Origin of the sequence: Stenotrophomonas sp. TWI1183, from assembly GCF_039673115.1 — a bacterium.
GTDB lineage: Bacteria > Pseudomonadota > Gammaproteobacteria > Xanthomonadales > Xanthomonadaceae > Stenotrophomonas > Stenotrophomonas maltophilia_AA.
In genome coordinates this window covers 44,841-69,325 of sequence record NZ_JBDJKZ010000019.1, presented here as the reverse complement: position 1 = coordinate 69,325, position 24,485 = coordinate 44,841, and the positions used below count along the sequence as shown (strand labels likewise).

Genomic DNA, 24,485 nt, shown 5'->3' with positions numbered 1-24,485 from the left:
GGCGGCCCCGCCGAACCCGTGTCAGTACGGGGTAATCAGATTTCGCAGCATTCAGACTAAGGAGTTACGACATGGGTAAGGGTGACCGCAAGACCGCCAAGGGCAAGCGCTTCAATGCCAGCTACGGCAATTCGCGTTCGCACGTCGTGAGCAAGGCGGCCGTGGGCGCAGCTGCGCCGGTTGCCAAGAAGACCGTGACGAAGGCGCCGGCCAAGAAGGCCGTTGCCAAGAAAGCGGTGGCCAAGGCCGGCTGATCCAGCCAGGCGGGTCATGAAAAACGCGGCGCTTGCGCCGCGTTTTTTTTGTGCCCGCGTTCCGGCGACGAAGCCGCTGCGTGCTCAGCGCAGCGCAGGCAGCAGTCGCTCGGCGTCGCCATCGTTGGGTGCCGTCGGAATTCCGAGCAGGCGGGTCAGCAGCGGATACACATCCACGTTGTCGAACGCGGGCAGGCTCTGCCCTTGCTTGAACGCGGGGCCGCGCGCCACGAATACCGCGCGCATCGAGGGCAGGGCATTGTCATAGCCGTGCGAGCCGCGATCGCCCGGGCCACGTTTTGCGATGCGATCGCGGGTCAGGGCATCCCAGCCTTCATGCATCTGGCAGATGATCGGCGGAATGCGTGGGTGGCTGCCGTACTTCCAGCGCGCCGGCAGGGTCTGGCGGGTCCAGCAGTCGTAGTGGGCGTGCGCGCCCAACAGGATCTGTTCGGCCTGCGCCTGTCTGCCCGGCAGCGGCGCGAAGCCGATCGACTGGCCCACCGAGATTTCCCGGGCAATGGCGGGATCGATCATGTCTTCGGTGGCCACCACCTGGCCGGCCGGCACGCCCGCCATGCCGTGATCGGAGACCAGGATGACATTGGTGGTATCGGCCAACCCACGCGCCTGCAGGCCATCCAGCAGGCGACCGACCGCGCTGTCGGCGACTGCCACGGCGTCGGTGTACTCGGGCGATTCCGGGCCATGATTGTGCCCGGCCTTGTCGACCTGCTCCATGTACAGCGTGACCAGGCGCGGCGACTGCGGTCCGCGCTGGTCCAGCCAGCCCAGCACCTGATCGACGCGGTCCGGCAGGCTCACACGTTCGTCGTAACCGTGCAGCTGGCTGGGGCGGACGCCCTGGATGGCGGCCTCGCTGCCCGGCCAGGACCACACCGCGGTGCGCACGCCGGCCTTTTCCGCGCCCACCCAGATCGGCTCGCCCCCCCACCAGCGTGCGTCGGCCACCGATTCGCGCACGTGCAGCTGGAACTGGCCCAGTGCGTCCTCGTGCATGCTGTTGTGGATGATGCCGTGGTGGTCCGGGCGCAGGCCGGTCACGATCGTGTAGTGGTTGGGAAAGGTCAGCGATGGATAGGACGGCGTCATCCATTGCGCGCGCACGCCCTCGCGGACCAGCCGGCCGATGTTCGGGGTGATGCCCCGATCAAGCATGTCCGCACGCAGGCCGTCGATGGAGATCAGCAGCAGCTTCTGCTGCTGCGCAGCCACGTTCGGCGCGGTCGTCGCGGTCGCTGCGGCAGGTGGGGAAGACGGTGTCGTGGCGCAGGCGGCCAGCGAAAGAGCGGCGGCAAGCGCCAGCGGAAGGCGGACGGAAATCATCGCGACATGATAGTGCGTGGCGGTGACGCGTCGAAGACAACCCATGGCACATGCCCGCGGTGACGCGTGATGCCCTACGCGAACAGCGAGTCGCGCCGGGTTTCCAGCTGGAGCAGGGCCGCCTTGGTTTCCAGCCCGCCACCGAACCCGGTCAGCGCACCGCTGCTGCCGATCACGCGGTGGCAGGGCAGCACGATCGGCAGCGGATTGCGGCCATTGGCGGCCCCGACCGCGCGGCTGGCGGTGGGGTGGTCGATATGCCGCGCCAGCGCCACGTAACTCCAGGTCTGGCCGAACGGAATATCGGCCAGCGCCTTCCACACCCGCAGCTGGAACGGCGTGCCGTGCGGCGCCAACGGGAGATCGAAGCGCACGCGCTCGCCGCGCAGGTACTCCAGCAGTTGTCCGCGTGCGTCGCGCAGTGCATGGGCATCGCGCTGCCAGTGTTCGCGCCCTTTGGCGTCGTAACGGTTGTTCTCGAACAGGATGTGGTGGATGCCCTGGCTGTCACCGGCCACGGTGAGCGCGCCGATCGGGCTGTCGAAGGTGTCGTAGAGCAGGCTCATGAGGTGACTCCGGAAGAAGGCGTGGCCAGGTGCCACAGGTGGAGAACGGCGTAGGCGCGCCACGGACGCCAGGGTTGCGAGCGTGCCTCGGTGGCGCGTTCGCTCAAGCGCGCATCACCGCCGAGCACCTGTTGCAGGACCAGGTCGCCGGCCGGGAAGGCATCGGGGAGGGCCAGCGCGCGCAGTGCCATGTAATGCGCGGTCCACGGGCCGATCCCGGGCAAGGCGACGCAGCGCTCCACGAAGCCGGCCAGCGATTGGCCGGCACGGAAATCGAGCCGGCCATCGACCACCGCCTGGGCGACGGCACGCACGGTGGCGGCACGGGTACGCGGCAGGCCGATCGTTTCCAGAGGGGCCTGGGCCAGCATTGCGGGGGAGGGGAACTGACGGTCCAGCCCCTCCGGCATGCCCTCGAGGGTGGCGCCGAAGCGATCCACCACCCGCCGCGCGAGGGTGGCTGCGGCCGCGACGCTGACCTGTTGGCCGAGCACCGCGCGCACGGCGACTTCAAACCCGTCCCAGCCGCCGGGCACGCGGAGCCCGGGGCGTTGCGCGATACCCGTGGCGAGCAGGGGTTCCTGCCCCAGTGTCGCGTGCACCATGCGCAGGTCCGCATCGAGATCGAAGATGCGGCGCACGCGACGCACGATGCCCGGGATCGCGCGCGGGTCGACCTGGCCCAGCTGCAGCAGCAGCTCCGGGCGCCGCGGGTCCGCGGTGACGCGCAGCAGCGAGGGACGCTCGGGCGGGCCGATCACGCGCTGATAGCTGGTGGTGTCGATCTGTTCGATGCCGGGAATCGCGCGGCGACGCAGGAAGCCGAGCATCGCGGGGAAATCCAGCGGCGGCCGATAGCCCAGGCGCAGGGTCAATGCGCCTTCTGTGAGCGCGCCGCGCTGGCGGCGGATCGCGGTGGGGGGCATGCCGCAGCCCTCTAGAAACGCCGCGTTGAAGCGGCGCAGGCTGTTGTAGCCCGAGGCCATCGCGACATCGGTGACCGGCAGTGCGGTTTCGGTCAGCAGCTGCTTGGCCAGCAGCAGCCGACGCGTGGCGTGGATCTGCGCCGGCGCCGCGCCGAGGCGGGCGACGAACAGGCGCTGCAGCTGGCGCGCGCTCAGGCCGACGTGCGCGGCCAGATCGGCGACCGGCTGGTCCTGCAGGTAGCCATCCTGGATCAGCGCCAACGCGCGCTGCAGGGTTTCATTGTTGAGCGCGTCCTGCGCCTCCGGCGCGAGCTCGGGGCGGCAGCGCAGGCAGGGCCGGAAACCCGCGGCGGCCGCGGCGGCGGCGGTCGGGTAGTAGGTCACGTTGGACGGCTTCGGCGCCGGGGCCGGGCAGACCGGCCGGCAATAGATGCCGGTGCTGCGCACGGCGGTGAAGAACACCCCGTCAAAGCGCGCATCGCGGGCAAGGCGGGCGCTTTCGCAGGCGGCGTGATCCAGGGGCAGGGTGGTCTCCATGGGGGCCAGTCTATGCCTGCCGGCTGGTGCAGGCTCGCCATTTTCGGACAGCAATGCCAGCCCCGCGCCGCCCGGTTCAGGACAGGTTGCCGCGGCGCGGCGGCCGCGCACTAGACTGTGCATCCGCGCTCGTTCTGCCGCGCATTCCCCCTCGCAAGGATTCCGGGTTGTCCATGTTGCTCAAGTCGTGGTGGTTGCCGTTGTTGTGCCTGGGCCTGGCCGGTTGCAGCCAGCTGGAAAACCCAGGCAATGTCACCGCCGCCGACAAGGCCGTGCGGGCACAGACCGCCGATGGCGACCACATGGTCTCGATCAACGCGGCCGATGCGCCGCCACCGCCGCCGCCCGCGCCCAAGCGCGGCGACCTGAACTGGCCGGGCGCCGCCCTGGAAAACGGCAAGGCGTGGATCAGCTGCGATACCGACTACGCCGGCGATGCGGGCGATGGTGCGCCGCTGGAGGCGCTGGATCGGGCCAGCATCGATGCCGCCCTGCAGCCGTGTGCGGAACGCGGCCTGCTGCGCGTTCGCTACGTGGGCAAGATCAACCCCGGCTTCTCCGAGCTGGTGGCGCGGCTGGCCGTGGTCGCCGATGCGCAGCGCATTTCGCGCCGCATCCTCGATCTCGATTCCAGCGGTGGCCAGGTCGAAGCCGCCATCGTGGCCGGCGACCGCATCGGCGAATCCAACTGGACGATCTGGGTGCGCGAAGGCTCGGTCTGCCACAGCGCCTGCGTGTTCGTGCTGGCGGCCGGCGACAACCGGCTGGTGTCGGGCAAGGTCGGCATCCATCGCATGATGCGGATCAGCTCGAAGGCGACCTCGCGCGCCGAGCTCAACCGCGAGCTCCACGAGGTCTACGACAACGTCAAGGACTACCTGCAGCGCAATGGCGTGGCGGTGGGCGTGGCCGACCTGATGATGACCGTGCCCAACCGCAGCCTGCGCCTGCTGACCGCCGAGGAGCTGCGTCAGTTCGGTCTGGATGGCACCAATGCGGTGCAGGACGATCTGGAGCGGATCAAGCAGATGCGCAAATGCGGCGATGCCTTCGTCCGCCGCAAGGATGCGTTCCTGGTCGCCTTCGATCAGGAGTGCAAGCGCGAGGGCAGCGAGCTGGACGCCGTCAACAGCTGCGGGCAGGCGCTGAAGCAGCGTTTCGGTTTCCCGGATGAGACCTGCCCGGATGAGAGCCCGCTGTCGGAGATCGATGTCTCCACGCTGCTGCCGGAGACGACCGCACCGGGCCAGCCGGAGGCGGTGGAGCAGACCTTGGGCGATGCCCGCCCGGCACCGGCGGACGCGGCCGAGCGCAACTGACGGAGGACTCACGTCCTTCCCGTAGACTGGAGCGCAGTTCCTTCCAGCCAACGGTGTCCCTGATGCGTGTTCCGCTGCTGCTGTTGTCCGCTCTGCTGCCTTTCGCCACGCTGGCCCAGACGCCGCCCCCGCCAGCCACGCCTGCACCGGCCCCGGCGCGCCCCGCGCCCGCCGCCGCTCCTGCGGCACGCCCGGCACTGAGTCCGGCGCAGCAGGCGCAGGTGCAGAAGCAGGATGCGGAGATGACCGCCGCCGCATTGCAGGTGGCCCGCCTGATCGACTCCAACCGTGCCGGTGAAGCCTGGAAGGGTGCCTCCGCCGTGGCGAAGAAATCGGTGACCGAGCAGGCCTTCGTCAGCCAGCTCACCGCGGATCGCCAGCGCCTCGGTGCGTTGGCCTCGCGTGGCCAGCCGGTGGTGACCCGGGTCAAGTACGCCGCCGGCGCGACCGTGCCCGAGGGCCTCTACATCAACGTCAGTTTCCCCACGCGCTTTGCCAACAGTGCCCAGCCGGTCCGCGAACTGGTCTCCTTCCGGTTCGATGAAGACCGCATCTGGCGCCTGGCCGGTTACAGCGTGCGTGCCGCCACCCCCTGATTGCCGGAGCCTGCGCAGATGAGTATCGAAATCCAGATGCTGGTGTGGTCAATGCTGCTGGGCATCGTGCATGTCTTCGCCCCTTCCACGCTGATCACCCGCGAGCGCGGGATCGGCTGGAATGCGTCGGCGCGCGATCAACCGATGCCGCCGCCGGGGCCGTTGGCCGGGCGGTTACAGCGTGCGCAGAGCAACTTCATGGAGACGTTCCCGTTCTTCGCCGCCGCGGTGCTGGCGGTGGTGCTGACCCAGCGCCAGGACGGGATGACCGCCGTGGCCGTGCAGCTCTACTTCTGGGCGCGCCTGATCTATCTGCCGCTGTACGCGGCCGGCGTGCCGTACGTGCGCAGCCTGGTCTGGCTGGTCTCCCTGCTCGGGATTCTGATGCTGCTGTGGGCGCTGCTGTGAACCGCCGCTGGCGCCCCTGATCCAGATCAAGGACGCTGCCGGTGCCGCGGCGGTAAGCTGCAGCGGACACGTAACGGCAGGAGGGGATCATGCAGTCAGTGGATGTGGTGGTGGTGGGGGCCGGCCCGACCGGGCTGTGCTTCGCACGCACGCTGGCCGATACCGGCCTCAGCGTCACCCTGATCGAACAGCAGCCGCGTGCCGCGTTGGCCGCGCCCGCGTTCGATGGCCGCGAGATCGCGCTGACCCATGCCTCGCGCCAGATCCTGGAATCGCTGGGCCTGTGGGCACGGCTGGACCCGGCCGAGATCTCCCCGCTGCGCGATGCCAAGGTGATGGATGGCGGCTCGCCGTTCGCGTTGACCTTCGCGGCGGACCCGCGCACGGGTGAAGACCTGGGCTGGTTGGTGCCCAATCATCTGCTCCGCCGCGCGGCGTGGCAGAGCGTGCAGGGCCAGGCCGGGCTGGAGATCGTCGACCAGGCCAGCGTGACGGCCGTGACACCCGGCAAGACGCACAGCACCGTGACCCTGGCCGATGGCCGCGAAGTGGCCGCCAAGCTGGTGGTCGCGGCCGACAGCCGCTTCTCCTCGACCCGTCGCCAGCTCGGCATCGGCGCGCAGATGCGCGACTTCGGCAAGTCCATGCTGGTCTGCCGCATGCAGATCGAGGTGCCGCACCAGCACACCGCCTGGGAATGGTTCGGCTATGGCCGCACGATGGCGCTGTTGCCCCTCAACGGTGACCAGGCCTCGGCGGTGATCACCCTGACGCCGCGCGAGATCGCCGGCCTGATGGCCCAGGACGAGGGCGGATTCGGCCGCAGCATCAGCACGTTCTTCGAGCATAGGTTGGGCGCGATGCGGCCGGACGCCAAACCGGTGGCCTATCCGCTGGTGGGTGTGTATGCCCACGCGTTCGCCGGCGATCGCTGCGCGTTGATCGGCGATGCCGCCGTCGGCATGCACCCGGTCACCGCGCATGGATTCAACCTGGGCCTGCAGAGCCAGCACCGGCTGGCCGGCATCCTGCGCAAGGCCGCGGGGCAGGGGCGCGACATCGGCGCACCGTCCGGACTTGCCGCTTACGAACGCGGCCATCGTCTGGCCTCGCGCCCGTTGTACGAGGCGACCAATGCGATCGCCACGCTGTATACCGATGACCGCCTGCCAGCGCGGCTGCTGCGCCGGGCCGGGCTGCGGCTGGCGCACGGGGTGGCCCCGTTCCGCCAGCTGATCGCGGCCCACCTCACCGGCAGGTGACGACCGTCGGTCGTCACAGATGGTCAGGGCGCGTCACTGTCGGCGATCACGTGGATGACGGTGTCGGCGAACTGCACCTGCTGGCCCGCGCGGATCTTGCACGCCTTGCGCAGTTCGACTTCACCATCGACCAGGACCTGGCCGTCGCCGATCACGGTCTTGGCTTCGCCCCCGCTGGTGACCAGGTCGGCCAGCTTGAGCAGCTGCTTGAGCTCGACATAGTCGCGGTCCAGTTCAAATTCGAGGGTCTGCATGGAACGGGTATCCTGGGGAAGGGGCGCGGCCGCTGGGCCGGGCCGGAAGAGGGCGCGTATTGTGCGCCAGCGCGGGGCAGGACCGCATCCATGCGGGAATCTGTACGCGTTGTTCAGGAACAATGCGGTATCATCGCGCCCTGAGCGAGTGAATTCTCCTCCGACCGAGCAGCGCTAGGGCACGCGATAAGAAAGGGCGCCCAAAGCGCGGACCATCCCCCTTTTTTATCTCACTGCCTGTAAACGGCAGTGTTTCGGAGTTCCCCATGTCCCAAGAAACCACCACGCCGCTGCTGTTCGCAGACCTCGGCCTGTCCGACGCCGTCATGCAGGCGGTCGCCACCGTCGGCTATGAAACCCCCTCGCCGATCCAGGCCGCCACCATTCCCGCCATGCTGGAAGGTCGCGACGTGCTGGGCCAGGCCCAGACCGGTACCGGCAAGACCGCCGCGTTCGCGCTGCCGGTGCTGTCCAACCTCGATTTCAACCAGACCAAGCCGCAGGTGCTGGTGCTGGCGCCGACCCGCGAGCTGGCCATCCAGGTCGCCGAGGCGTTCCAGACCTATTCGTCGGGCATCCCCGGCTTCCGCGTGCTGCCGGTCTACGGCGGCCAGCCCTACGGCCAGCAGCTGTCGGCCCTGCGCCGTGGCGTGCACGTCATCGTCGGCACCCCGGGCCGCGTGATCGATCACCTCGAGCGCGGCACTCTGGACCTGTCCGAGCTGAAGACGCTGGTGCTCGACGAAGCCGATGAGATGCTGCGCATGGGCTTCATCGACGACGTCGAAGCCGTGCTGAAGAAGTTGCCGGAGACCCGCCAGGTCGCCCTGTTCTCGGCCACCATGCCGTCGCAGATCCGCCGCATCGCGCAGACCTACCTGAAGAACCCGGCCGAAGTGACCATCGTCAGCAAGACGACGACCTCGGCCAACATCCGCCAGCGTTACTGGTGGGTGAGCGGCATGCACAAGCTGGACGCGCTGACCCGCATCCTGGAAGTGGAACCGTTCGACGCGATGATCATCTTCTCGCGCACCAAGGCCGCCACCGAAGAGCTGGCCGAGAAGCTGCAGGCCCGTGGCCTGGCCGCCGCCGCCATCAACGGCGACATGCAGCAGGCCCAGCGCGAGCGCACCATCGGCATGCTGAAGGAAGGCAAGCTGGACATCCTCGTCGCCACCGACGTGGCCGCCCGCGGCCTGGACGTGGAGCGCATCAGCCACGTGCTGAACTACGACATCCCGTACGACACCGAAAGCTACGTGCACCGCATCGGCCGTACCGGTCGTGCCGGCCGCACCGGTGACGCGATCCTGTTCGCCACCCCGCGCGAAAAGGGCATGCTGCGTGCGATCGAGCGCGCTACCCGCCAGCCGATCGAAGAAATGCAGCTGCCGAGCGTGGACGCGGTCAACGACACCCGCATCACCAAGTTCATGAGCCGCATCAGCGATGTGCTCGATGCCGGCGGCACCGAGTTCTACCGCGACCTGCTGCAGCGCCTGGAAGGCGAGAAGAACGTGCCGGCGATCGAGATCGCCGCCGCGCTGGCCAAGCTGCTGCAGGGTGATTCGCCGTTCCTGCTGACCCCGCCGGTCCGTGGTGCGCGTGAAGAGCGTGCCCCGCACCAGCGCAACGAACGCAGCAACGACCGTGGCGAACGCCCGGCCCGTTTCGAGCCGCGCTTCGAGCGTGGCCCGCGCCGTGAAGACGACCGCGGCCCGCGTCCGCCGCGTCCGGAAGGCGACTTCGGCAACAGCGAGGGTGGTTTCGAGCGCGCCCCGCGCCGTGACATCGCCCCGCGCGGTGCCGCCGAGGCGGGCATGGAAACCTTCCGTATCGAAGTCGGCCACGTCCACGGCGTGAAGCCGGGCAACATCGTCGGCGCGATCGCCAACGAAGCCGGCCTGGAAAGCCGTTTCATCGGCCGCATCGACATCCATGACGACTTCTCGGTGCTGGACCTGCCGGCCGAAATGCCGCAGGACCTGCTGACCCACCTGAAGAAGGTGTGGGTCTCGGGCCAGCAGCTTCAGATGCGCAAGGTCGAGCCGGGTGAAGACCTGACCCCGTCGGCGCGTCCGCCGTTCAAGCCGAAGTTCGGCCAGGGCAAGCCGCGTGGTCCGGGTGGCCCGGGTGGCCCGCGCAGCGGCCCGGGCGGCAACGACCGCCCGCCGCGTCGCGACGGCTTCAAGCCGCGCGGTCCGCGCAACTTCTGATCGCCCCCGGGTGATCGCCTCGACGCCAGCCTCCGGGCTGGCGTCGTCGTTTCCGGGGTCCGCATCCCCGCCGTGCCGGTTTCGCACGGTCTCAACAGTGCTGGCCCTAGCCTGCGGATTGGACCATGCTCCAATGGAATGAGTTTCCACATTCGCAGCCCCGGGGGGATCGGCGATGTCAGGAGGTCGCAGGGAGAGTGGCAGCACCGCGATACCGTATTCGACGCGGGGCCTGACCCTGCGCTTTGCATTGTTGACCGGCATGGCGATCGGCCTGGTCGGCATCTCCGCGCTGATCCAGGAACTGCAGGCGGCTTCCACGGCGTGGATCATGGGCCAGAGCCATTGGTCGCGTGGCCAGCAGCAGGCCACCCATGCGCTGTCGCGGTACATCACCTCCGGCGATCCCGCCGATCTGGCCGCGACGCGGCAGGCGCTGCGGGTGCCGCTGGGCGATCTACATGCCCGCCTCGCCCTCGAACAGGCCGAGCCGGACGTTGCCGCGGCACGCCAGGGCTTCATCGAAGGCGGCAACGCCCGCGGTGACATCAACCGCCTTATCCTCTCCTACCGCTACCTGCGCGATCAGGCGTATTTCCGCGATGCGGTCCGCCTGTGGCGCGACACCGATGACGATCTGCTGCAGCTGGCCGCCATCACCGACCGGGTCCAGGCGGGGCATGCCGCCGGCAGCCTGACCCCGGCGGTGGAGCAGGCCCTGGTGCGCCGGGTGCAGGCGCTGGACGTGGGCATGCAGAACCAGGCGCGTGCGTTCTCCAGTGCGTTGCTGCATACCGCGGCGATGGTGCGGATGACGACCTTCGTCGTGGGCGGATTGTCGGTGCTGGCGATCACCCTGATCGCGGTGCTGCTGGCGCGGCGCGTGCGCAACGACCTCACCGAGCAGGAGAGCCGCTTCCGCGCGGCCTTCTACCAGGCCACGGTGGGCATGCTCAAACTCGACGAGGGCGGCCGCATCGTCGAAGCCAACCAGGCGATGGCCGACATCCTCGACCATCGCCGCGAGGCGCTGCTCGGCCTGTCGCTGGCCGACCTGCTGGTGGAGGGCGAGCTGATCCTGGACGCGCACGGGCGGATCGACTGGCCGCGCCAGCTGCGTCCGGGCGAGCTGCGCTTCCGGCGCTCCGACGGCAGCCTGATGTGGGGGCGCTGGAGCGGCACCGTGGTACACACCCGGGCGCGGGCACCGACCGTGTTCGCGCTGGTCGAGGACGTGTCGCAGAACCATGCGCTTGCGCGCGAGGTGGAACACCATGCCAGCCACGATCCGCTGACCGGCCTGATCAACCGCCGCGAAATCGAGCGGCTGCTGGACCAGGCGTTGGCGGCGGTGCGTGCCGAAGGCGGTACCCACGCGCTGTGCTACATCGACCTGGACTACTTCAAGCTGGTCAACGACGGGCTCGGCCATGCCGCCGGCGATCAGCTCCTGCGCAGCTTCGCCGACCACCTGGTGGGGGCGGTGCGCGACGGCGACTGGGTCGGCCGCCTGGGCGGCGACGAATTCGCCCTGTTCCTGGCCAACGCCAGCCAGGACGAGGCCAAGCAGGTATTGCAGCGGGTGATCCGCACGCTCGGCCAGGTCAGCTTCCAGCACGGCGACGGCGCGCCCAAGGTGAGCTGCAGCATCGGCGTGGTTGAAGTGACCGCCGAGGCACCGGACGTGAACTGGTTGATGAGCGCGGCCGACAGCGCCTGCTACGCGGCCAAGGAGGCCGGCCGCAACCGCGTGCACTGCTACAACGAGAGCCGCATGGCGCTGGACGAGCGCCGCCACGAGGCGGAGCGGCTGGCCAATGTCTCCAGCGCGATCGCCGAGAACCGCATGCTGCTGTATGCCCAGCGCATCGAGCGGGTCGGCGCCCCGGAGTTCCTGCATTACGAAGTGCTGGTGCGCATGCGCAGCCCGGAAGGGGCCTTGCAGGGGCCGGCCGAGTTCATGGGCGCGGTGGAACGTTACGGTATGGCCATGGCGCTGGACCGGCACGTGCTGTCGCTGCTGTTCCGGCATCTGCAGGTGTGCCCGAACCATGTGCAGCAGCTGGGCCTGTGCAACGTCAACGTGTCGGCGCAGTCGATCGCCGAGCCGAGCTTCCTGGCGTTCGTCACCGACCTGCTCGAGCGCAACCGCGGCCTGGCCCGCAAGCTCTGCTTTGAGATCACCGAGACCGCGGCAGTCAGCAACCTGGCCCAGGCGCGCGCCTTCATCGATGCGGTGAAAGCGCGTGGCTGCCGCATGGCGCTGGATGATTTCGGCTCCGGGCTTTCTTCGTTCGGCTATCTGCGCCAGCTGCCGGCGGACATGCTCAAGATCGACGGCGTATTCGTGCGCGACATGAACGTGGATCCGGTCAACCGTGCCGCCGTACGGGCGATCACCGAGGTCGGCCGCGAGCTGCACATGATGGTGGTCGCCGAGTGGGTGGAATCGGCGGTGGTGGCCGACCAGTTGGCCCAGATGGGCGTGGAAGGCCTGCAGGGGTATGCGATCGAACGGCCGATTCCGCTGGAAAGGATGACGCAGCTGGCGATACGGCCGGTGCGGGCAGGGCGCTCGTCCGATGCCTGGCGGGGCATGCCATGATGCGATAATCGCCACCGACGGCAGCGGACAGGGTGTCCGCAGGCGATCACGGGCGGGCAGGGCGCAGGTGTGAGCAACGGGGGCGGGTATTCAATCGGGTGGGCGGCGCTGATCACGGTGCTGCTGTGGCTGTTGCCATGGAGCCTGCAGGCGGCCCCGCGCGCGGGGCAGGATTTCCTGTTGCTCGGCGGGGCGACCGACGAGGTGACGCCCCAGCGCGCCTGTGCGCCGGATGTGCTGGCGCGCCATCAGGAAGTGCTCTCGATCCCCGCGCCCGCCGCCGGCTGGTCGGGCAAGCCGCAGGCCGTGGATGTGTTCGGGGTGCTGACCGGCGAAGTGCGCATCAGCCACGGCGACCGCGAGATCTGCGGCAGCATGCACGATGCCCGCACGCGCGATTCGCGCTTCCGCGCCGGGGTCGGGTTGGTGGTGGTGCCCGAGGCCGGCGATCACGAGCCGATCGTGGTCTCCTGGACCCGCCCGCTCAAGGCCCGCTGGGTGCCGACCATCCAGCTCGGCGCGCCCAGTCCGGTCCAGCAGAACGACACCGCCCGCCTGCTGGTGCGCGCGGCCTGCATCGCGGTGGCGATCGCCCTGGCGCTGTCGGCGCTGATGGGCTGGGCCACCACCCGCGATCAATCCTTCCTGGTCTATGTCGGTGCCTGTGCCGTGTTCGTGCTGTGGCAGGCCGTGCTCGGCGGCCTGAGCGGCTATCCCGAGCCCTGGCTGCCGGTGCAGGACCGTGCCTCCTGGTGGCTGGTCGCGCTCACCGCGTTCAGCGAGGCGCTGCTGCTGCCGATCCTGTGGCGGCTCAGTGGCGGCGACCGGCGCTGGCCGCGCTCGCGCCCGGCGCAGCATCTGGTGTTGTGGGGGTTGGTCGCAATCGGGCTGAGCGTACCGCTGTGGGGGCTGGCGGGGCTGGGCGCGGTGGCGTTCGTGCTGGAGTGGAGCTTCCTGGCGGTCTGCACGCTGTGCCTCGGCGCGGGCCTGTGGGGCGTGTGGCGGCGCGATGCGCATGCGCTGCCGGGGCTGGCCGCACTGGCGCCCTGGTGGATCATGATCGTGGCCGATGTGCTCGATGCGCGCTGGCTGGTGGCCTACCGGATCGAAGCACTGCAGCTGGCGGCCACCTGGTTCCTGATGATGGCCGCCTACGCGCTCAACCTGCGGCTCGGGCGCCTGCGTCGCCAGCGCGATGAAATGCGCCAGCTGGCGGATACCGACATGCTGACCGGGCTGCCCAATCGCCGCGCCGGCCTGCGCCTGCTGGCCGAATACCTGGAGCGTGCGCATCAGCAGCCGCAGGCGTTGGCGATCGGCTTCCTCGACATCGATCTGTTCAAGGACATCAACGACCAGTTCGGCCACGACGTGGGCGACCAGGTCCTGGTCGCGGTGGCGCGCGCGCTGCGCGGGTCGGTGCGCAACCACGACGACGTGATCCGGATGGGCGGGGAAGAATTCCTGGTGCTGCTGCCCGGGGCCGGGCATGCGGCAGCCGTGGCGCGGCTGGAGACGGTGCGCCAGCAGGTGGCGGCGGTCACCCAGGCGCTCGGCATCCCCGGCCTGACGGTCTCGGCCAGCATCGGCCTGGCGGTGCTCAGGCCCGGCAGCGATGACCTGGCCGGGCTGCTGCGCCGGGCCGACCATGCCATGTACTGCGCCAAGCGCAACGGCCGCAACCAGATCCATGATGGCGCGCGCACCACGACGGCCGGCGAGCCGGTACCGGCCTGAACCGCCCGCGCGCGGAAAAACGCAGCGGCGGCCGCCTTTTGCCCGATAATGGGCCGATGACAACCCGACTCAACAAGCATATCGCCGACACCGGCTTCTGTTCCCGGCGCGAAGCCGACCGCCTGATCGGCGAGCGCCGCGTCACCGTCAACGGCCATCCGGCCGGCACCGGTGCGGTGGTGGGCGAACAGGACGTGGTGCTGGTCGACGGCCAGCCGCTGCGCGCGCGCGAAGCGAAGAAGGCTGGTGGCCGCAAGCACGTCTACATCGCGCTGAACAAGCCGGTGGGCATCACCTGCACCACCGAGAGCTCGGTGAAGGGCAACATCGTGGAGTTCGTCGGCCACGAGCAGCGCATCTTCCCGATCGGCCGCCTGGACAAGGATTCGGAAGGCCTGATCCTGCTGACCAGCAACGGCAACATCGTCAACCAGATCCTGCGCGCCGAGAACGGCCACCAGAAGGAATACATGGTCGCGGTCAACAAGGCCGTCACCGATGAGTTCCTGCGCGGCATGGCCCGTGGCGTGCGCATCCGCGATGAAGTGACGCTGCCGTGCCGGACCAGCAAACTGGCCAAGTTCGGCTTCCGGATCACCCTGCAGCAGGGCCTGAACCGGCAGATCCGCCTGATGGCCGCCGCGTTCGGCTTCCGCGTCACCCAGCTGCGCCGCGTGCGCATCGACAACATCAAGCTCGGCGCGCTCAAGCCGGGCCAGTGGCGCAACCTCACCGATGCCGAGCTCAAGGGCCTGCTGCCCAAACAGCTGGACTGGTGATGCCGGGCGTCACGTGTTGACGCCACCCGGGCTAGACTGCGCAGGCACACGCTACCGCCTGCCACGATGATCAAGCCGTCCAAACCGGACAACGAAGCGCAGCGCCTGTTGGCGCTGCAGCGGTACCAGATCCTGGACACGCCCCGCGAGCGCTCCTTCGACGATCTGGTCACGATCGCCACCGCGCTGTGCGGCACCCGCATGGGCGCGGTGACCCTGGTCGACCAGGACCGCCAGTGGTTCAAGTCGCGTCAGCTGCTCGAGGCGGCTGAAACGCACCGGGACATTTCCTTCTGCGGCCACGCCATCCTGCAGCCGGACCAGGTGATGGTGGTCGAGGACGCCCTTGCCGATCCGCGTTTCTTCGACAATCCGGTGGTGGTCGACGATCCGCATGTCCGGTTCTATGCCGGCGCCCCCCTGCTGAGCAGCGAAGGGCTGCCACTGGGCACGCTGTGCGTGTTCGATGCCCTTCCGGGGCACCTGAGCGTGGGCCAGCGCGAGGCCTTGTCGGCGTTGTCGCGACAGGTCTCGCTGGTGATGGAGCTGCGCCGGTATGCCCATGAGATCCAGCAGCACATGACCGACCGCGCCTGGTACGAGCAGCGCCTGGCCGAATACAACGAGCTGCTGGAACAGCAGAACGCCGACCTGGCCGAGCAGAGCCGGACCGATCCACTGACCGGCCTGCCCAACCGCCGCGCGATGAGCGCCGCGCTGGAAGCGGCCGTGGTCGATGCCGATGGCCAACCGCGTGCGACCGCGGTGGCGCTGCTCGACATCGATCACTTCAAGACCGTCAACGATCTCTACGGCCACGCCACCGGCGACCATGTCCTGGCGGAACTGGCGCGGCTGCTGCGCGCGCATTTCGCCGGGCACGGCCTGGCCGCGCGGTACGGTGGCGAGGAGTTCGTGGTGCTGATGCCGGATACCCCGCTGGCCACGGCCGAACTGCAGTGCGACTTCCTGCGCATGGCGGTGGCCGATCTGCCGCTGGGCCTGCCGCTGACGATCAGCATCGGGGTGGCCGCGCACCGCCATGGCGACGCGATCGAGCAGACCCTGGCCCGCGCCGACGCGGCGCTGTACCGGGCCAAAGGCGACGGCCGCAACCGGGTCATCCGCGCCGACTGAGGCCGGCTTCGCCTCACTCGGCGATGTTGCGCGCCTCGGAGGTCGCCAGGATTTCCGGGTGCTGGACCTTCCTGCGGCGGTTGAGCAGCGGGTGCAGGAACACCGCGCCGACGATGATCGCCACGCCCGCATAGAACAGCGGCGTCAACTCGCGCTGCTCGCTGAGCAGCACCATCGCCAGCAGGATCGCGTAGACCGGTTCGAGGTTGGTCACCAGCTGCGAGGTATAGGCGCTGATATGGCGCAGCGCCACCAGCGCGAGTGCGAACGGCAGCAGCGTGCACAGCCCGGCCAGGGCCAGCAGCAGCAGGCCGTCGTGCAGGTCCGGGATCACCCACAACGGGCTGGCCAGGGCCGGCAGCAGGAACGGCAGCGCCGGCGCCAGCAGGGTCAGGGTGAGGGTGCCCGCACCGAGTTCCAGCGCGGTCACGGTCAGCGGGTCGGCGTGGCTGACCAGGCGCTTGTTGAACGAGCCGAAGATCGCCACCAGCAGCGCCGACAACGCGCCGATGAGCACGCCCAGGCGCATGCCGTCCGGCACGCCACCGACCACCAGCGCGACGCCCGGCAGCACCAGGAGGCCGAAGGCCAGCTCGCGGAACTGGAAGGGCCGCTTGGCCACCCAGGGTTCGATCACCGCGGTGAACACCGGCGCCAGCGCAATGCAGGTGGCCGCCACCGAGGCATTGGCCAGCTTCACCGCGCCGTAGAAGGTCAGCCAGTGCAGGGCGACCAGGGCGCCCACGCCGCAGTAGCCGGCCACCAGACGCGGCGACAGCTGGCGCAGGCCGCGCCAGACGCGTGGCACCAGCGCCAGCATCGCCACCACCAGCAGCATGCGCCACCACACCAGCGGCAGGGCGGGCAGGGTGATCAGCTTGCCGAGGATGGCAGTGACGCCCCACAGCAGCACACAGAAATGGATTTGCAGCAGGGCTCTGCGGGTATCGGTCATCGGCATCCGCATATTGTGCGGCAAGCCGCGCCGCGAAGGATGCCTTCCACGCGATCCGCTGCACGGCCGTGGCATCCTGCGGCGATGACACGCCTCCGCACCGATCCCGTCCGTGCCGCCCCGACCTCCGCGCTGCGCGCCTGGGCCGGCCTGACCGCGGTCATTGCCGTGGCCTCCCTGCTGCTGCAGTACCACCTGCTGCTGCGCACGCCCGGCCTGGGTGCGGCGGACGCGACGCTGCGCTACCTGGGCTACTTCACCATCCTCAGCAACATCGGGGTGGCCGCGGTCTGCCTGGCACTGGCCCGCGGCCGTGGCGACGGCCTGGCCGGCCCCGTTCCGCGCGCGGCGGTGGCGTTGTTCATCGGCATCACCGGGTTGATCTACGTGATCATCCTGCGCCCGTTGTGGCACCCGCAGGGTGCGCAATGGTGGGCAGACGCGGGACTGCATTACGCGGTACCGGTGCTGTACCTGCTGGACTGGCTGGCCGGCCCGCACGGTGGCCTGCACCGGCGCGGGCTGCTCGGCGCGCTGGCGTTTCCGACGGTCTATCTCGGCTGGGCGCTGCTGGTCGGCCGGGTCAGTGGCCAGTACCCGTACCCCTTCCTGGACCTGGGCACGCTGGGCCTCGTGCTGGTCCTGCGCAACGTGCTGGCCGTGGCGGTGGTGTTCGTCGTGTGCGGCGGGCTGCTGTGGTGGCTGGATGGCGCGCTGGCGCAACGCAGCCGGCGCGGATAAGCGCGTCAGCCGCCGCGGAGCTGCTGCAGCTGGTCGCGCAGGGCCATGGCCGCGCCGGGATTGCGCTGCTTGGCCGCCCCGATGAACAGCACATAGACCTCGCGTGGCGGCGAGGCCGGCACCTCGGCGCCGAGATGGGGCAGCTCCGGATTGTCCTCGCCCCGGGCCCAGCGCATCGCACGCAGGCACCACTGCTCCATCGCACGCGCCGGGTAGCCGGCGCGCAGGTTGGCGCGCGAGCCCATCAACCGCGCATAGAGGAAGTCCGCCGTGGGGTCGGCGAAGCTGGGATGCTCGTCCGAGCCACTGAACACCAGCGCGGCGCCATGCGCACGGGCGGCGGTCAGCAGCCCAGGCGTCCACGCTGCGGGATTGCGCACCTCCAGTGCGTGCTGCAGGCGGTGGCCATCGACCTTGCGCGGCAGCATCGCCAGGAAGCGCTCGAACTCGGCCGCACCGGCCGGATGGCTGTCGCCGAACTGCCAGATCAACGGCCCCAGCCGGTCCTCCAGTGCCGCGATGCCATCGATGAAGCGCTCGGCACGTTCGCCGACCGTGGTGAGGTCATGGGTCTGGGTGATCGTGCGCGGCGCCTTGGCCGAGAAGCGGAAACCTTCGGGCGTCTGTTCGCGCCACTGCGCATAGATGGCCGGCTTCTGCGCGCGGTAGAACGTGCTGTTGATCTCGATGCAGCCCAGCTGTTGGCTGGCGTAGGCCAGTTCCTCGCGCTGCGGCAGCCCGGCGGGATAGAACGTACCGCCGCGCCACGCCGGGAACACCCAGCCACCGATACCGGTGCGGATGGAGCCGGCCGCTGTGCTCATGCGCCGCCCGCGGGGTCGGCCCACGGATCGTAGCTGCCGAACCACCACAGATAGCCTTCCAGGTCCCGGCAGGCGTAACCGCGACCGCCGTAAGGCTGGTCGGCGATCTCCATCACGATCCGCGCACCGGCGGCGACGGCACGCGCATGGTGCGCGTCCGGGTCGGCGACGATGACGCAGGCCGTCTGCGTCTGGCGGCCGTCGACCTCATCGGGGTGGACGCTGTAACGGCCCCATTCGCTGGCGTTGTCCACCGAGCCCAGCATGATCATGCCGTGGCCGTACACCAGTTGGGCGTGGTGGACGGTATCGCCATCGGCGTACACCGCGTGTTTCTGGAAGCCGAACGCCTGCTGCAGCCAGGCAATCGCGGCGTGGGCATCGCGGTAGCGCAGGCAGGGAATGATGGTGGCGGTGGTCGCGGCGGGCGCGGTCATGACGGGCCTCCTTCTGGCACAGGCGAGCCTGATCCGGGCCGCGTTACCATCGTGCGAAACCGGGGCATCGCGACCCTCGACGCCCCCGCCACACGCAACCGGAGACACTGCTTGAACACATCCTGGATCGGAGGCGCCGTGCTGCTCGCATGCGCACCCTTGGCATCGGCCGCCCTGCCGGCCGAACTGCAGCGGCTGGACGCCACCATCGAACGCGCCCGCACCGAGTTCGACATCCCCGGCATCGCCGTGGCGGTGGTCAAGGATGGCAAGGTGGTGATGGAACGCGGCTACGGCGTGCGCGAACTGGGCAAGCAGGATCCGGTCCAGGCCGATACGCTGTTTGCGATCGCCTCCAACACCAAGGCGTTCACCGCCACCTCGCTGAACCTGCTGGCCGAGCAGGGCAAGCTGAAGATGGACGACCGTGTGATCGATCATCTGCCCGGCTTCCGCATGTCCGATCCGTACGTCACCGGCGAGATGCGCATCCGCGATCTGCTTTCGCACCGCAGTGGCCTGAGCCTGGGGGCGGGCGACCTGCTGTTCTGGCCGACCACCTCCTACAGCAACAAAGAGGTGGTGCAGCGTCTGGGCAAGGTGCCGCTGAAGGCGGGTTTCCGTGATCGCTATGCCTACGACAACATTCTCTACGCGGTCGCCCAGCAGGTGATCGAGCAGGTGTCCGGGCAGACCTATGCGGACTTCCTGCAGCAGCACATCTTCACGCCGGTCGGGATGCGCGGCACCCGCTACAACGCTGACCATCTGCAGCCCGGCGACAACGCCGCGGTCGGACACGCCAAGTTCGATTTCAGCCAGCTGCGCACCGTCGCGCCGCTGACCTGGTCCAACAATGCCGGCGCCGGCGGCATCTATTCCAGCGTCCACGATATGGCGCGCTGGATGAACGTGCAGCTGGCCCACGGCACGCTGGAGAACGGGCAGCCGTTGTTCACCGCCAAGACCCAGCAGGCGATGTGGCAGATGATCACGCCGCAGGTCGTGCCCGAGCCGAGCGTGCCGCAGCTGGCCGCGGCGCGGCCGAACTTCGCCGGCTATGGCGAAGGCTGGAGCCTCAGCGACTACCGCGGCCAGAAGCTGGTCTGGCATACCGGCGGCTGGCCGGGGATGGTGTCGCGCGTGACCCTGGTGCCGGAGCACAAGCTGGGCATCGTGGTGCTCACCAACCAGGAAGTCGGCGCGGCCTTCAACGCCATCACGATGGAAGCGCTGGACGCTTACCTGCAGGCCCCGGCCACCGACTGGGTCGCCGCCTATGCCGCTGCCGTTGCCAAGTCACAGGAGAAAGCAGACGAAGGCTGGGCCAGGCACCAGGCCGCGCGCGATGCGAAATCCAGGCCGTCGCTGCCGCTGTCGCGCTATGCCGGTGGTTACCGCGACGCGTGGTACGGCGATGTATTCGTCGAACAGCAGGGCGGCAAGCTGCGCCTGCGCTTCGGCAAGACCGCGCAGTTGATCGGTACGCTGGAGCATTGGCAGCACGATACCTTCCTGGTGCGCTGGGATGATCGTTCGCTCAATGCCGATGCCTTCGTGAATTTCAGCCTCGATCCGGACGGCAAGGTCCGCGAGGTGCGCATGCAGGCGGTGTCCTCGCTCACCGATTTCAGTTTCGATTTCCAGGACCTGCTGCTGATGCCGATCGCCGTGGAGGCCAGGGGCTGAACCCCGTCGCCAGCCTGTGATGGGGGTGAGAGTAAAAGGGCAGGCCGCGGTGGGATAATCGCGGCCTGTTTTGTTTTTGGTGCACTGCGATGTTCCGCTGGTTCGAATCGATTATTCCGGTCTTCCCGCCGATCGACGCGCGCATGCCACCCCGCAAGGTGGTGCCGTTCTATATCCATTACCTGCGCCCGGTCTGGCCGGTGCTGCTGGCCACGTTGATCGCCGGCCTGCTGCTGGCACTGGTCGAAGTGGCGATGTTCGATTTCCTGGGCCGCATCGTGGACATGGTCGCCGAGCAGCCCGGCAGTGATTTCTTTGCACGGCATGCCAACACACTGCTGTGGATGGCCGGCATCACCCTGATCGCACGGCCGCTGCTGGTATCGCTGCACAGCCTGCTGGTCAACCAGGCGATCGTGCCGGGCTTGAGCAACCGTTCGCGCTGGCTGATGCACAACTACGTGGTGCGGCAGAGCCTGAGCTTCTTCCAGAACGACTTCGCCGGCAGCATGGCCAACCGGGTGATGCAGACCGGCACCTCGCTGCGCGAGTCGGCGGTGCAGATGGTCGATTCGGTCTGGTACATCCTGGTCTACACCGGCACCGCGCTGTACCTGTTCGCACAGGCCGACTGGCGGCTGATGATCCCGCTGGCCCTGTGGATGGGCAGCTACGTGGTGATCATGTGGTACTTCGTGCCGCGCGCCAAGGAGCGGGCGTGGCTTGCCTCGGAGGCGCGTTCCAAGGCGATGGGCCGCATCGTGGATGGCTACACCAACGTGCCCACGCTGAAGCTGTTCGCCCATGGCGGGCGCGAGCAGGCCTACGTGGCCGAAGCGATCGGGGAACTGGCGACCAAGCACCGCGGCCAGACCCGTGTCACCACCGGGCTGGAAGTGACCATCGCCGTCGTCAACGGTTTCCTGATCGTGGGCACGTGCGCGCTGGCGCTGTGGCTGTGGAACGGTGGGCACATCACGGTGGGCGCGATCACCCTGGCCACCGGCCTGGTGATCCGCATCCACAACATGTCCGGCTGGATCATGTGGACGATCAACGGCATCTTCGAGGATATCGGTACGGTGCAGGACGGCATCACCACCATCTCGCAGCCGCTGACCGTGCAGGACCGTGCCGATGCCGTGCCTTTGCTGGTCAGCCAGGGCGCCGTGCATTTCGATCACATCCATTTCCATTACGGCAAGAGCGGCGGGGTGATCGCCGGACTCGATCTGAACGTGAAACCGGGCGAGAAGATCGGCCTGGTCGGTCCCTCGGGTGCCGGCAAGTCGACCCTGGTCAACGTGCTGCTGCGCCTGTACGACCTGGAAAGCGGACAGATCCGCATCGACGGCCAGGATATCGCAGGGGTTACCCAGGAGAGCCTGCGCCGGCAGATCGGCGTGGTCACCCAGGACACCTCGCTGCTGCACCGTTCGATCCGCGACAACCTGCTCTATGGGCGCCCCGATGCGACCGAGGAACAGCTGCATGCGGCGGTGGCCAAGGCGCGTGCCTCGGCCTTCATCGACACGCTGGTGGACGGGGAAGGGCGTCGTGGCTATGACGCGCACGTCGGCGAGCGCGGGGTGAAGCTCTCCGGTGGCCAGCGCCAGCGCATCGCGATCGCACGGGTGCTGCTCAAGGATGCGCCGATCCTGGTCCTGGACGAAGCCACCTCGGCACTGGATTCGGAAGTGGAAGCGGCCATCCAGGACAACCTGGACGAACTGATGACCGGCAAGACGGTGATCGCGATCGCGCACCGGCTGTCCACCATCGCGCGCATGGACCGGCTGGTGGTGATGGACCAGGGCCGCATCGTGGAGACCGGCACGCACGCCGAGCTGATCGCGGCGGGCGGGTTGTATGCACGCCTGTGGGCGCGGCAGACCGGTGGATTCGTGGCCGCCGACGCGTAGATCCACGCCCTGCGTGGATGCAGCTGGTTCCGTGAAAAAAAAACGGCCCGGGATCCCCGGGCCGTCTGCAGGCTCATCCACGCATGGCGTGGATTTACTCGATCGGCTGGTCCAGCATCAGCTGGCGCGCGAAGCGCACCGGCGGAGCGCCGTAGGACAGCATCTGGTCGTGGTAGGCCTTCAGGTTGAACTTCGCCCCCTGCTTGTCCTGCACGGCCTTGCGCGTGTCGAAGTGTTCCTGCGCGCCGACGAAGTAGGTCGGCAGCTGCGCGGAGGTCAGCTGTGCACGCACCCACTTGCCCGAGGCTTCGCTTTCCTGCTGGAAGGCGTCATGGGTCATCAGGTGCATCGCCTGCTCACGCGTCCAGTTGTCCACGTGCACGCCCTGGTCCAGGATCGCGTTGGAGATGGTGCGCAGGTAGAACTTCAGCTGCACCAGGTGGAACAGCGGATCGTTGTCCAGGTAACCCTGCTCCTGCATCATCCGCTCGGTGTAGACCGCCCAGCCTTCGGCGAACAGGCCCGAACGCAGCACCGCGCGCAGCGTCGACGGGAACTTGCCCGAGTGCCAGCCTTCCAGGTAATGGCCCGGCGTGCCTTCGTGGATGCTCAGCAGGTGGATCATGCGGCTGTTGTATTCGCGCAGGAACGAATCGACCTGCTTGTCGGTCCAGTCGTCCGGAATCGGCGAGACCGCGTAGAAGGTCTTCAGGTTCTTGTCGAGCGGGCCCGGCGAATCGCAGTAGGCCACGGCCACGCCACGCTGGAATTGCGGCATCAGGATAATGTCGACCGGGGAATCCGGCAGCGTCATCAGGTCGTGCTTGCGCACGAATTCGGTGGACTGCTCCAGCGCGGCCTTGGCGTCTTCAACGACCTTGTCGCGTGCCGGCTTGTCGGCATACGCCAGCTCCAGCGCGGCTTCGATCGCGGCCTGCTGCTGCTCGTCGCTCGGGTTGGCCGGCAGCGCCGGGGCGCCGGGCTTGTCCTTGAGCACGGTCTGCGCGATGCCGTACATGTCCTGGCGTACGCGCTTGAGTTCGGCACGCGCGCGCTCGCCGATCTCGGCGCGCGAGAGCGAGGAGTTCAGGGCGAACTTCAGCTTCTGGTCGTACAGGTCGGCGCCGATGCGGAAGTCACCCTTGGCGTTCGGCACCAGGGTCTTGTCCAGCCAGGTCTGCTGTTCGTCGACGGCCTTCTTCAGGCCGTCGATCGCGGCCTGCAGACGCTTCTGGTCTTCGGCCGGCAGTTCCCCGATGTGCGGGGTGATGAAGGTATCGACGATGCTGAGGATGCCGCGGTTCTGCTTGGCCACGGTCTCGGCATGGATCTTCGGCACGCGGGCCGGGTCCAGGTTCTCGCGGGCCTGGGCGAAGATCTGCGGCAGCTTCTCCATGCGCGCGGTCGCCGACTTCAGGCGGTCGGGCAGCGGCGCGAACTCACGCGCCATCAGGCCGTACAGCGCGCTGCCGGCCATGCCGTTGTACATCTGCGGATCCCACTTGGGCGACTGCAGAACTTCCGCCGTCCAGACTTCGGACTGCAACTGGTTGCGCAGGATCGCCGCATCCACCTGGTTTTCGCGCGAGAGCTTGCTGACATCGATCTTGTCCAGGTCGCCCAGCAGCGCCTTGTACGCGGTCAGCACCTTCTGCTGGCCGGCGGCGCTGAGGTCGTCGATCTCGCTGTCGTAGCGATGGTCGCCGATCTGCGTGGCGCTGATCGGGGACAGCTGCATCCAGGTGTCCAGGGCGCGCTTGGACAGGTCGGCGAAGGCCGCATCGACCGCGGCATCGCCGGCCGGGGTGGCCGCTTCGGTGCCGGTGGCGGGCGTCGGGGAGTCGGCCTGCTGGCAGCCACCAAGGGCGGCGATCAGGGCGAGGGCAAGCAGATGCTGGCGCATCGGTGTTCCTGTACTGGGGACAATCCCCGAGCATAGGGCCGATGGCCCCCTTTGTCCCCGTGCCATTG

General features: G+C 68.5%; 21 protein-coding genes. 13 read left to right on the top strand and 8 right to left on the bottom strand.

The window, feature by feature from the left end:
- The first annotated feature begins 71 nt into the window (after positions 1-71).
- Complete coding sequence (locus tag ABE434_RS15645) at positions 72-254, top strand: 30S ribosomal protein THX (protein ID WP_019184443.1); 183 nt, start codon at positions 72-74, stop codon at positions 252-254.
- Between the two features lie 84 nt (positions 255-338).
- Here the strand turns inward: ABE434_RS15645 and ABE434_RS15640 are convergent, their stop codons facing one another.
- From ABE434_RS15640 to ABE434_RS15630, 3 genes are all read right to left on the bottom strand, one after another.
- The gene (locus tag ABE434_RS15640; RefSeq protein ID WP_346479476.1) at positions 339-1,601 is read right to left on the bottom strand and encodes an ectonucleotide pyrophosphatase/phosphodiesterase; all 1,263 of its coding nucleotides are present in this window, start codon (positions 1,599-1,601) and stop codon (positions 339-341) included.
- A gap of 74 nt (positions 1,602-1,675) precedes the next feature.
- Positions 1,676-2,167 (bottom strand): methylated-DNA--[protein]-cysteine S-methyltransferase, encoded by a 492-nt coding sequence (locus ABE434_RS15635; protein WP_346479475.1) that lies wholly within the window; start codon positions 2,165-2,167, stop codon positions 1,676-1,678.
- The gene (locus ABE434_RS15630; protein WP_346479474.1) at positions 2,164-3,630 is read right to left on the bottom strand and encodes an AlkA N-terminal domain-containing protein; all 1,467 of its coding nucleotides are present in this window, start codon (positions 3,628-3,630) and stop codon (positions 2,164-2,166) included. Before ABE434_RS15630 ends, ABE434_RS15635 begins: the two co-directional genes overlap by 4 nt.
- A 176-nt stretch (positions 3,631-3,806) precedes the next feature.
- Here ABE434_RS15630 and ABE434_RS15625 point away from each other — a divergent pair, with 176 nt between their 5' ends.
- The 4 genes from ABE434_RS15625 (at position 3,807) to ubiM (ending at position 7,215) form a co-directional block, all read left to right on the top strand.
- Positions 3,807-4,949, top strand: a complete 1,143-nt coding sequence (locus tag ABE434_RS15625; RefSeq protein WP_346479488.1) for a hypothetical protein — start codon at positions 3,807-3,809, stop codon at positions 4,947-4,949.
- A gap of 62 nt (positions 4,950-5,011) precedes the next feature.
- Positions 5,012-5,545, top strand: a complete 534-nt coding sequence (locus tag ABE434_RS15620; protein ID WP_346479473.1) for a DUF4019 domain-containing protein — start codon at positions 5,012-5,014, stop codon at positions 5,543-5,545.
- Positions 5,546-5,563: 18 nt separating this feature from the next.
- On the top strand, positions 5,564-5,953 hold the full coding sequence (locus tag ABE434_RS15615; RefSeq protein ID WP_346479472.1) for an MAPEG family protein: 390 nt from the start codon (positions 5,564-5,566) through the stop codon (positions 5,951-5,953).
- Between the two features lie 89 nt (positions 5,954-6,042).
- The gene (gene ubiM / locus ABE434_RS15610) at positions 6,043-7,215 is read left to right on the top strand and encodes a 5-demethoxyubiquinol-8 5-hydroxylase UbiM (RefSeq protein ID WP_346479471.1); all 1,173 of its coding nucleotides are present in this window, start codon (positions 6,043-6,045) and stop codon (positions 7,213-7,215) included.
- Positions 7,216-7,238: 23 nt separating this feature from the next.
- Here ubiM and ABE434_RS15605 read toward each other — a convergent pair whose 3' ends face one another.
- Positions 7,239-7,469 carry an RNA-binding S4 domain-containing protein gene (locus ABE434_RS15605; RefSeq protein WP_019184435.1) on the bottom strand — a complete coding sequence of 77 codons (231 nt, stop codon included), beginning with the start codon at positions 7,467-7,469 and terminating at the stop codon, positions 7,239-7,241.
- 266 nt (positions 7,470-7,735) lie between these two features.
- Here ABE434_RS15605 and ABE434_RS15600 point away from each other — a divergent pair, with 266 nt between their 5' ends.
- From ABE434_RS15600 to ABE434_RS15580, 5 genes are all read left to right on the top strand, one after another.
- The gene (locus tag ABE434_RS15600) at positions 7,736-9,688 is read left to right on the top strand and encodes a DEAD/DEAH box helicase (protein WP_346479470.1); all 1,953 of its coding nucleotides are present in this window, start codon (positions 7,736-7,738) and stop codon (positions 9,686-9,688) included.
- A gap of 175 nt (positions 9,689-9,863) precedes the next feature.
- A complete protein-coding gene (locus ABE434_RS15595; protein WP_346479469.1) occupies positions 9,864-12,293 on the top strand; it encodes an EAL domain-containing protein in 2,430 nt (809 codons plus the stop codon).
- 69 nt (positions 12,294-12,362) lie between these two features.
- Positions 12,363-14,030, top strand: coding sequence for a diguanylate cyclase (locus ABE434_RS15590; RefSeq protein ID WP_346479468.1), 1,668 nt, complete (start codon positions 12,363-12,365; stop codon positions 14,028-14,030).
- Positions 14,031-14,086: 56 nt separating this feature from the next.
- Entirely contained in the window at positions 14,087-14,809 is a 723-nt protein-coding gene (locus tag ABE434_RS15585) for a pseudouridine synthase (RefSeq protein ID WP_019184431.1), read from the top strand.
- Positions 14,810-14,875: 66 nt separating this feature from the next.
- The gene (locus tag ABE434_RS15580; protein ID WP_346479467.1) at positions 14,876-15,946 is read left to right on the top strand and encodes a sensor domain-containing diguanylate cyclase; all 1,071 of its coding nucleotides are present in this window, start codon (positions 14,876-14,878) and stop codon (positions 15,944-15,946) included.
- 13 nt (positions 15,947-15,959) lie between these two features.
- Here ABE434_RS15580 and ABE434_RS15575 read toward each other — a convergent pair whose 3' ends face one another.
- On the bottom strand, positions 15,960-16,907 hold the full coding sequence (locus tag ABE434_RS15575; RefSeq protein WP_179459402.1) for a DMT family transporter: 948 nt from the start codon (positions 16,905-16,907) through the stop codon (positions 15,960-15,962).
- 78 nt (positions 16,908-16,985) lie between these two features.
- Here ABE434_RS15575 and ABE434_RS15570 point away from each other — a divergent pair, with 78 nt between their 5' ends.
- A complete protein-coding gene (locus ABE434_RS15570; RefSeq protein WP_346479466.1) occupies positions 16,986-17,642 on the top strand; it encodes a Pr6Pr family membrane protein in 657 nt (218 codons plus the stop codon).
- Positions 17,643-17,647: 5 nt separating this feature from the next.
- On the opposite strand, the gene ABE434_RS15565 is transcribed toward ABE434_RS15570, so the two are convergent.
- Entirely contained in the window at positions 17,648-18,466 is an 819-nt protein-coding gene (locus ABE434_RS15565) for a DUF72 domain-containing protein (protein WP_346479465.1), read from the bottom strand.
- Positions 18,463-18,903 (bottom strand): VOC family protein, encoded by a 441-nt coding sequence (locus tag ABE434_RS15560; protein WP_346479464.1) that lies wholly within the window; start codon positions 18,901-18,903, stop codon positions 18,463-18,465. Before ABE434_RS15560 ends, ABE434_RS15565 begins: the two co-directional genes overlap by 4 nt.
- Before the next feature lie 111 nt (positions 18,904-19,014).
- Here ABE434_RS15560 and ABE434_RS15555 point away from each other — a divergent pair, with 111 nt between their 5' ends.
- Positions 19,015-20,592, top strand: coding sequence for a serine hydrolase (locus ABE434_RS15555; protein WP_346479463.1), 1,578 nt, complete (start codon positions 19,015-19,017; stop codon positions 20,590-20,592).
- Positions 20,593-20,681: 89 nt separating this feature from the next.
- Positions 20,682-22,514 (top strand): multidrug efflux ABC transporter SmrA, encoded by a 1,833-nt coding sequence (gene smrA / locus ABE434_RS15550; protein WP_346479462.1) that lies wholly within the window; start codon positions 20,682-20,684, stop codon positions 22,512-22,514.
- A 94-nt stretch (positions 22,515-22,608) separates the two neighbouring features.
- On the opposite strand, the gene ABE434_RS15545 is transcribed toward smrA, so the two are convergent.
- Entirely contained in the window at positions 22,609-24,417 is a 1,809-nt protein-coding gene (locus ABE434_RS15545; RefSeq protein WP_346479461.1) for a DUF885 domain-containing protein, read from the bottom strand.
- Between the last annotated feature and the right edge of the window lie 68 nt (positions 24,418-24,485).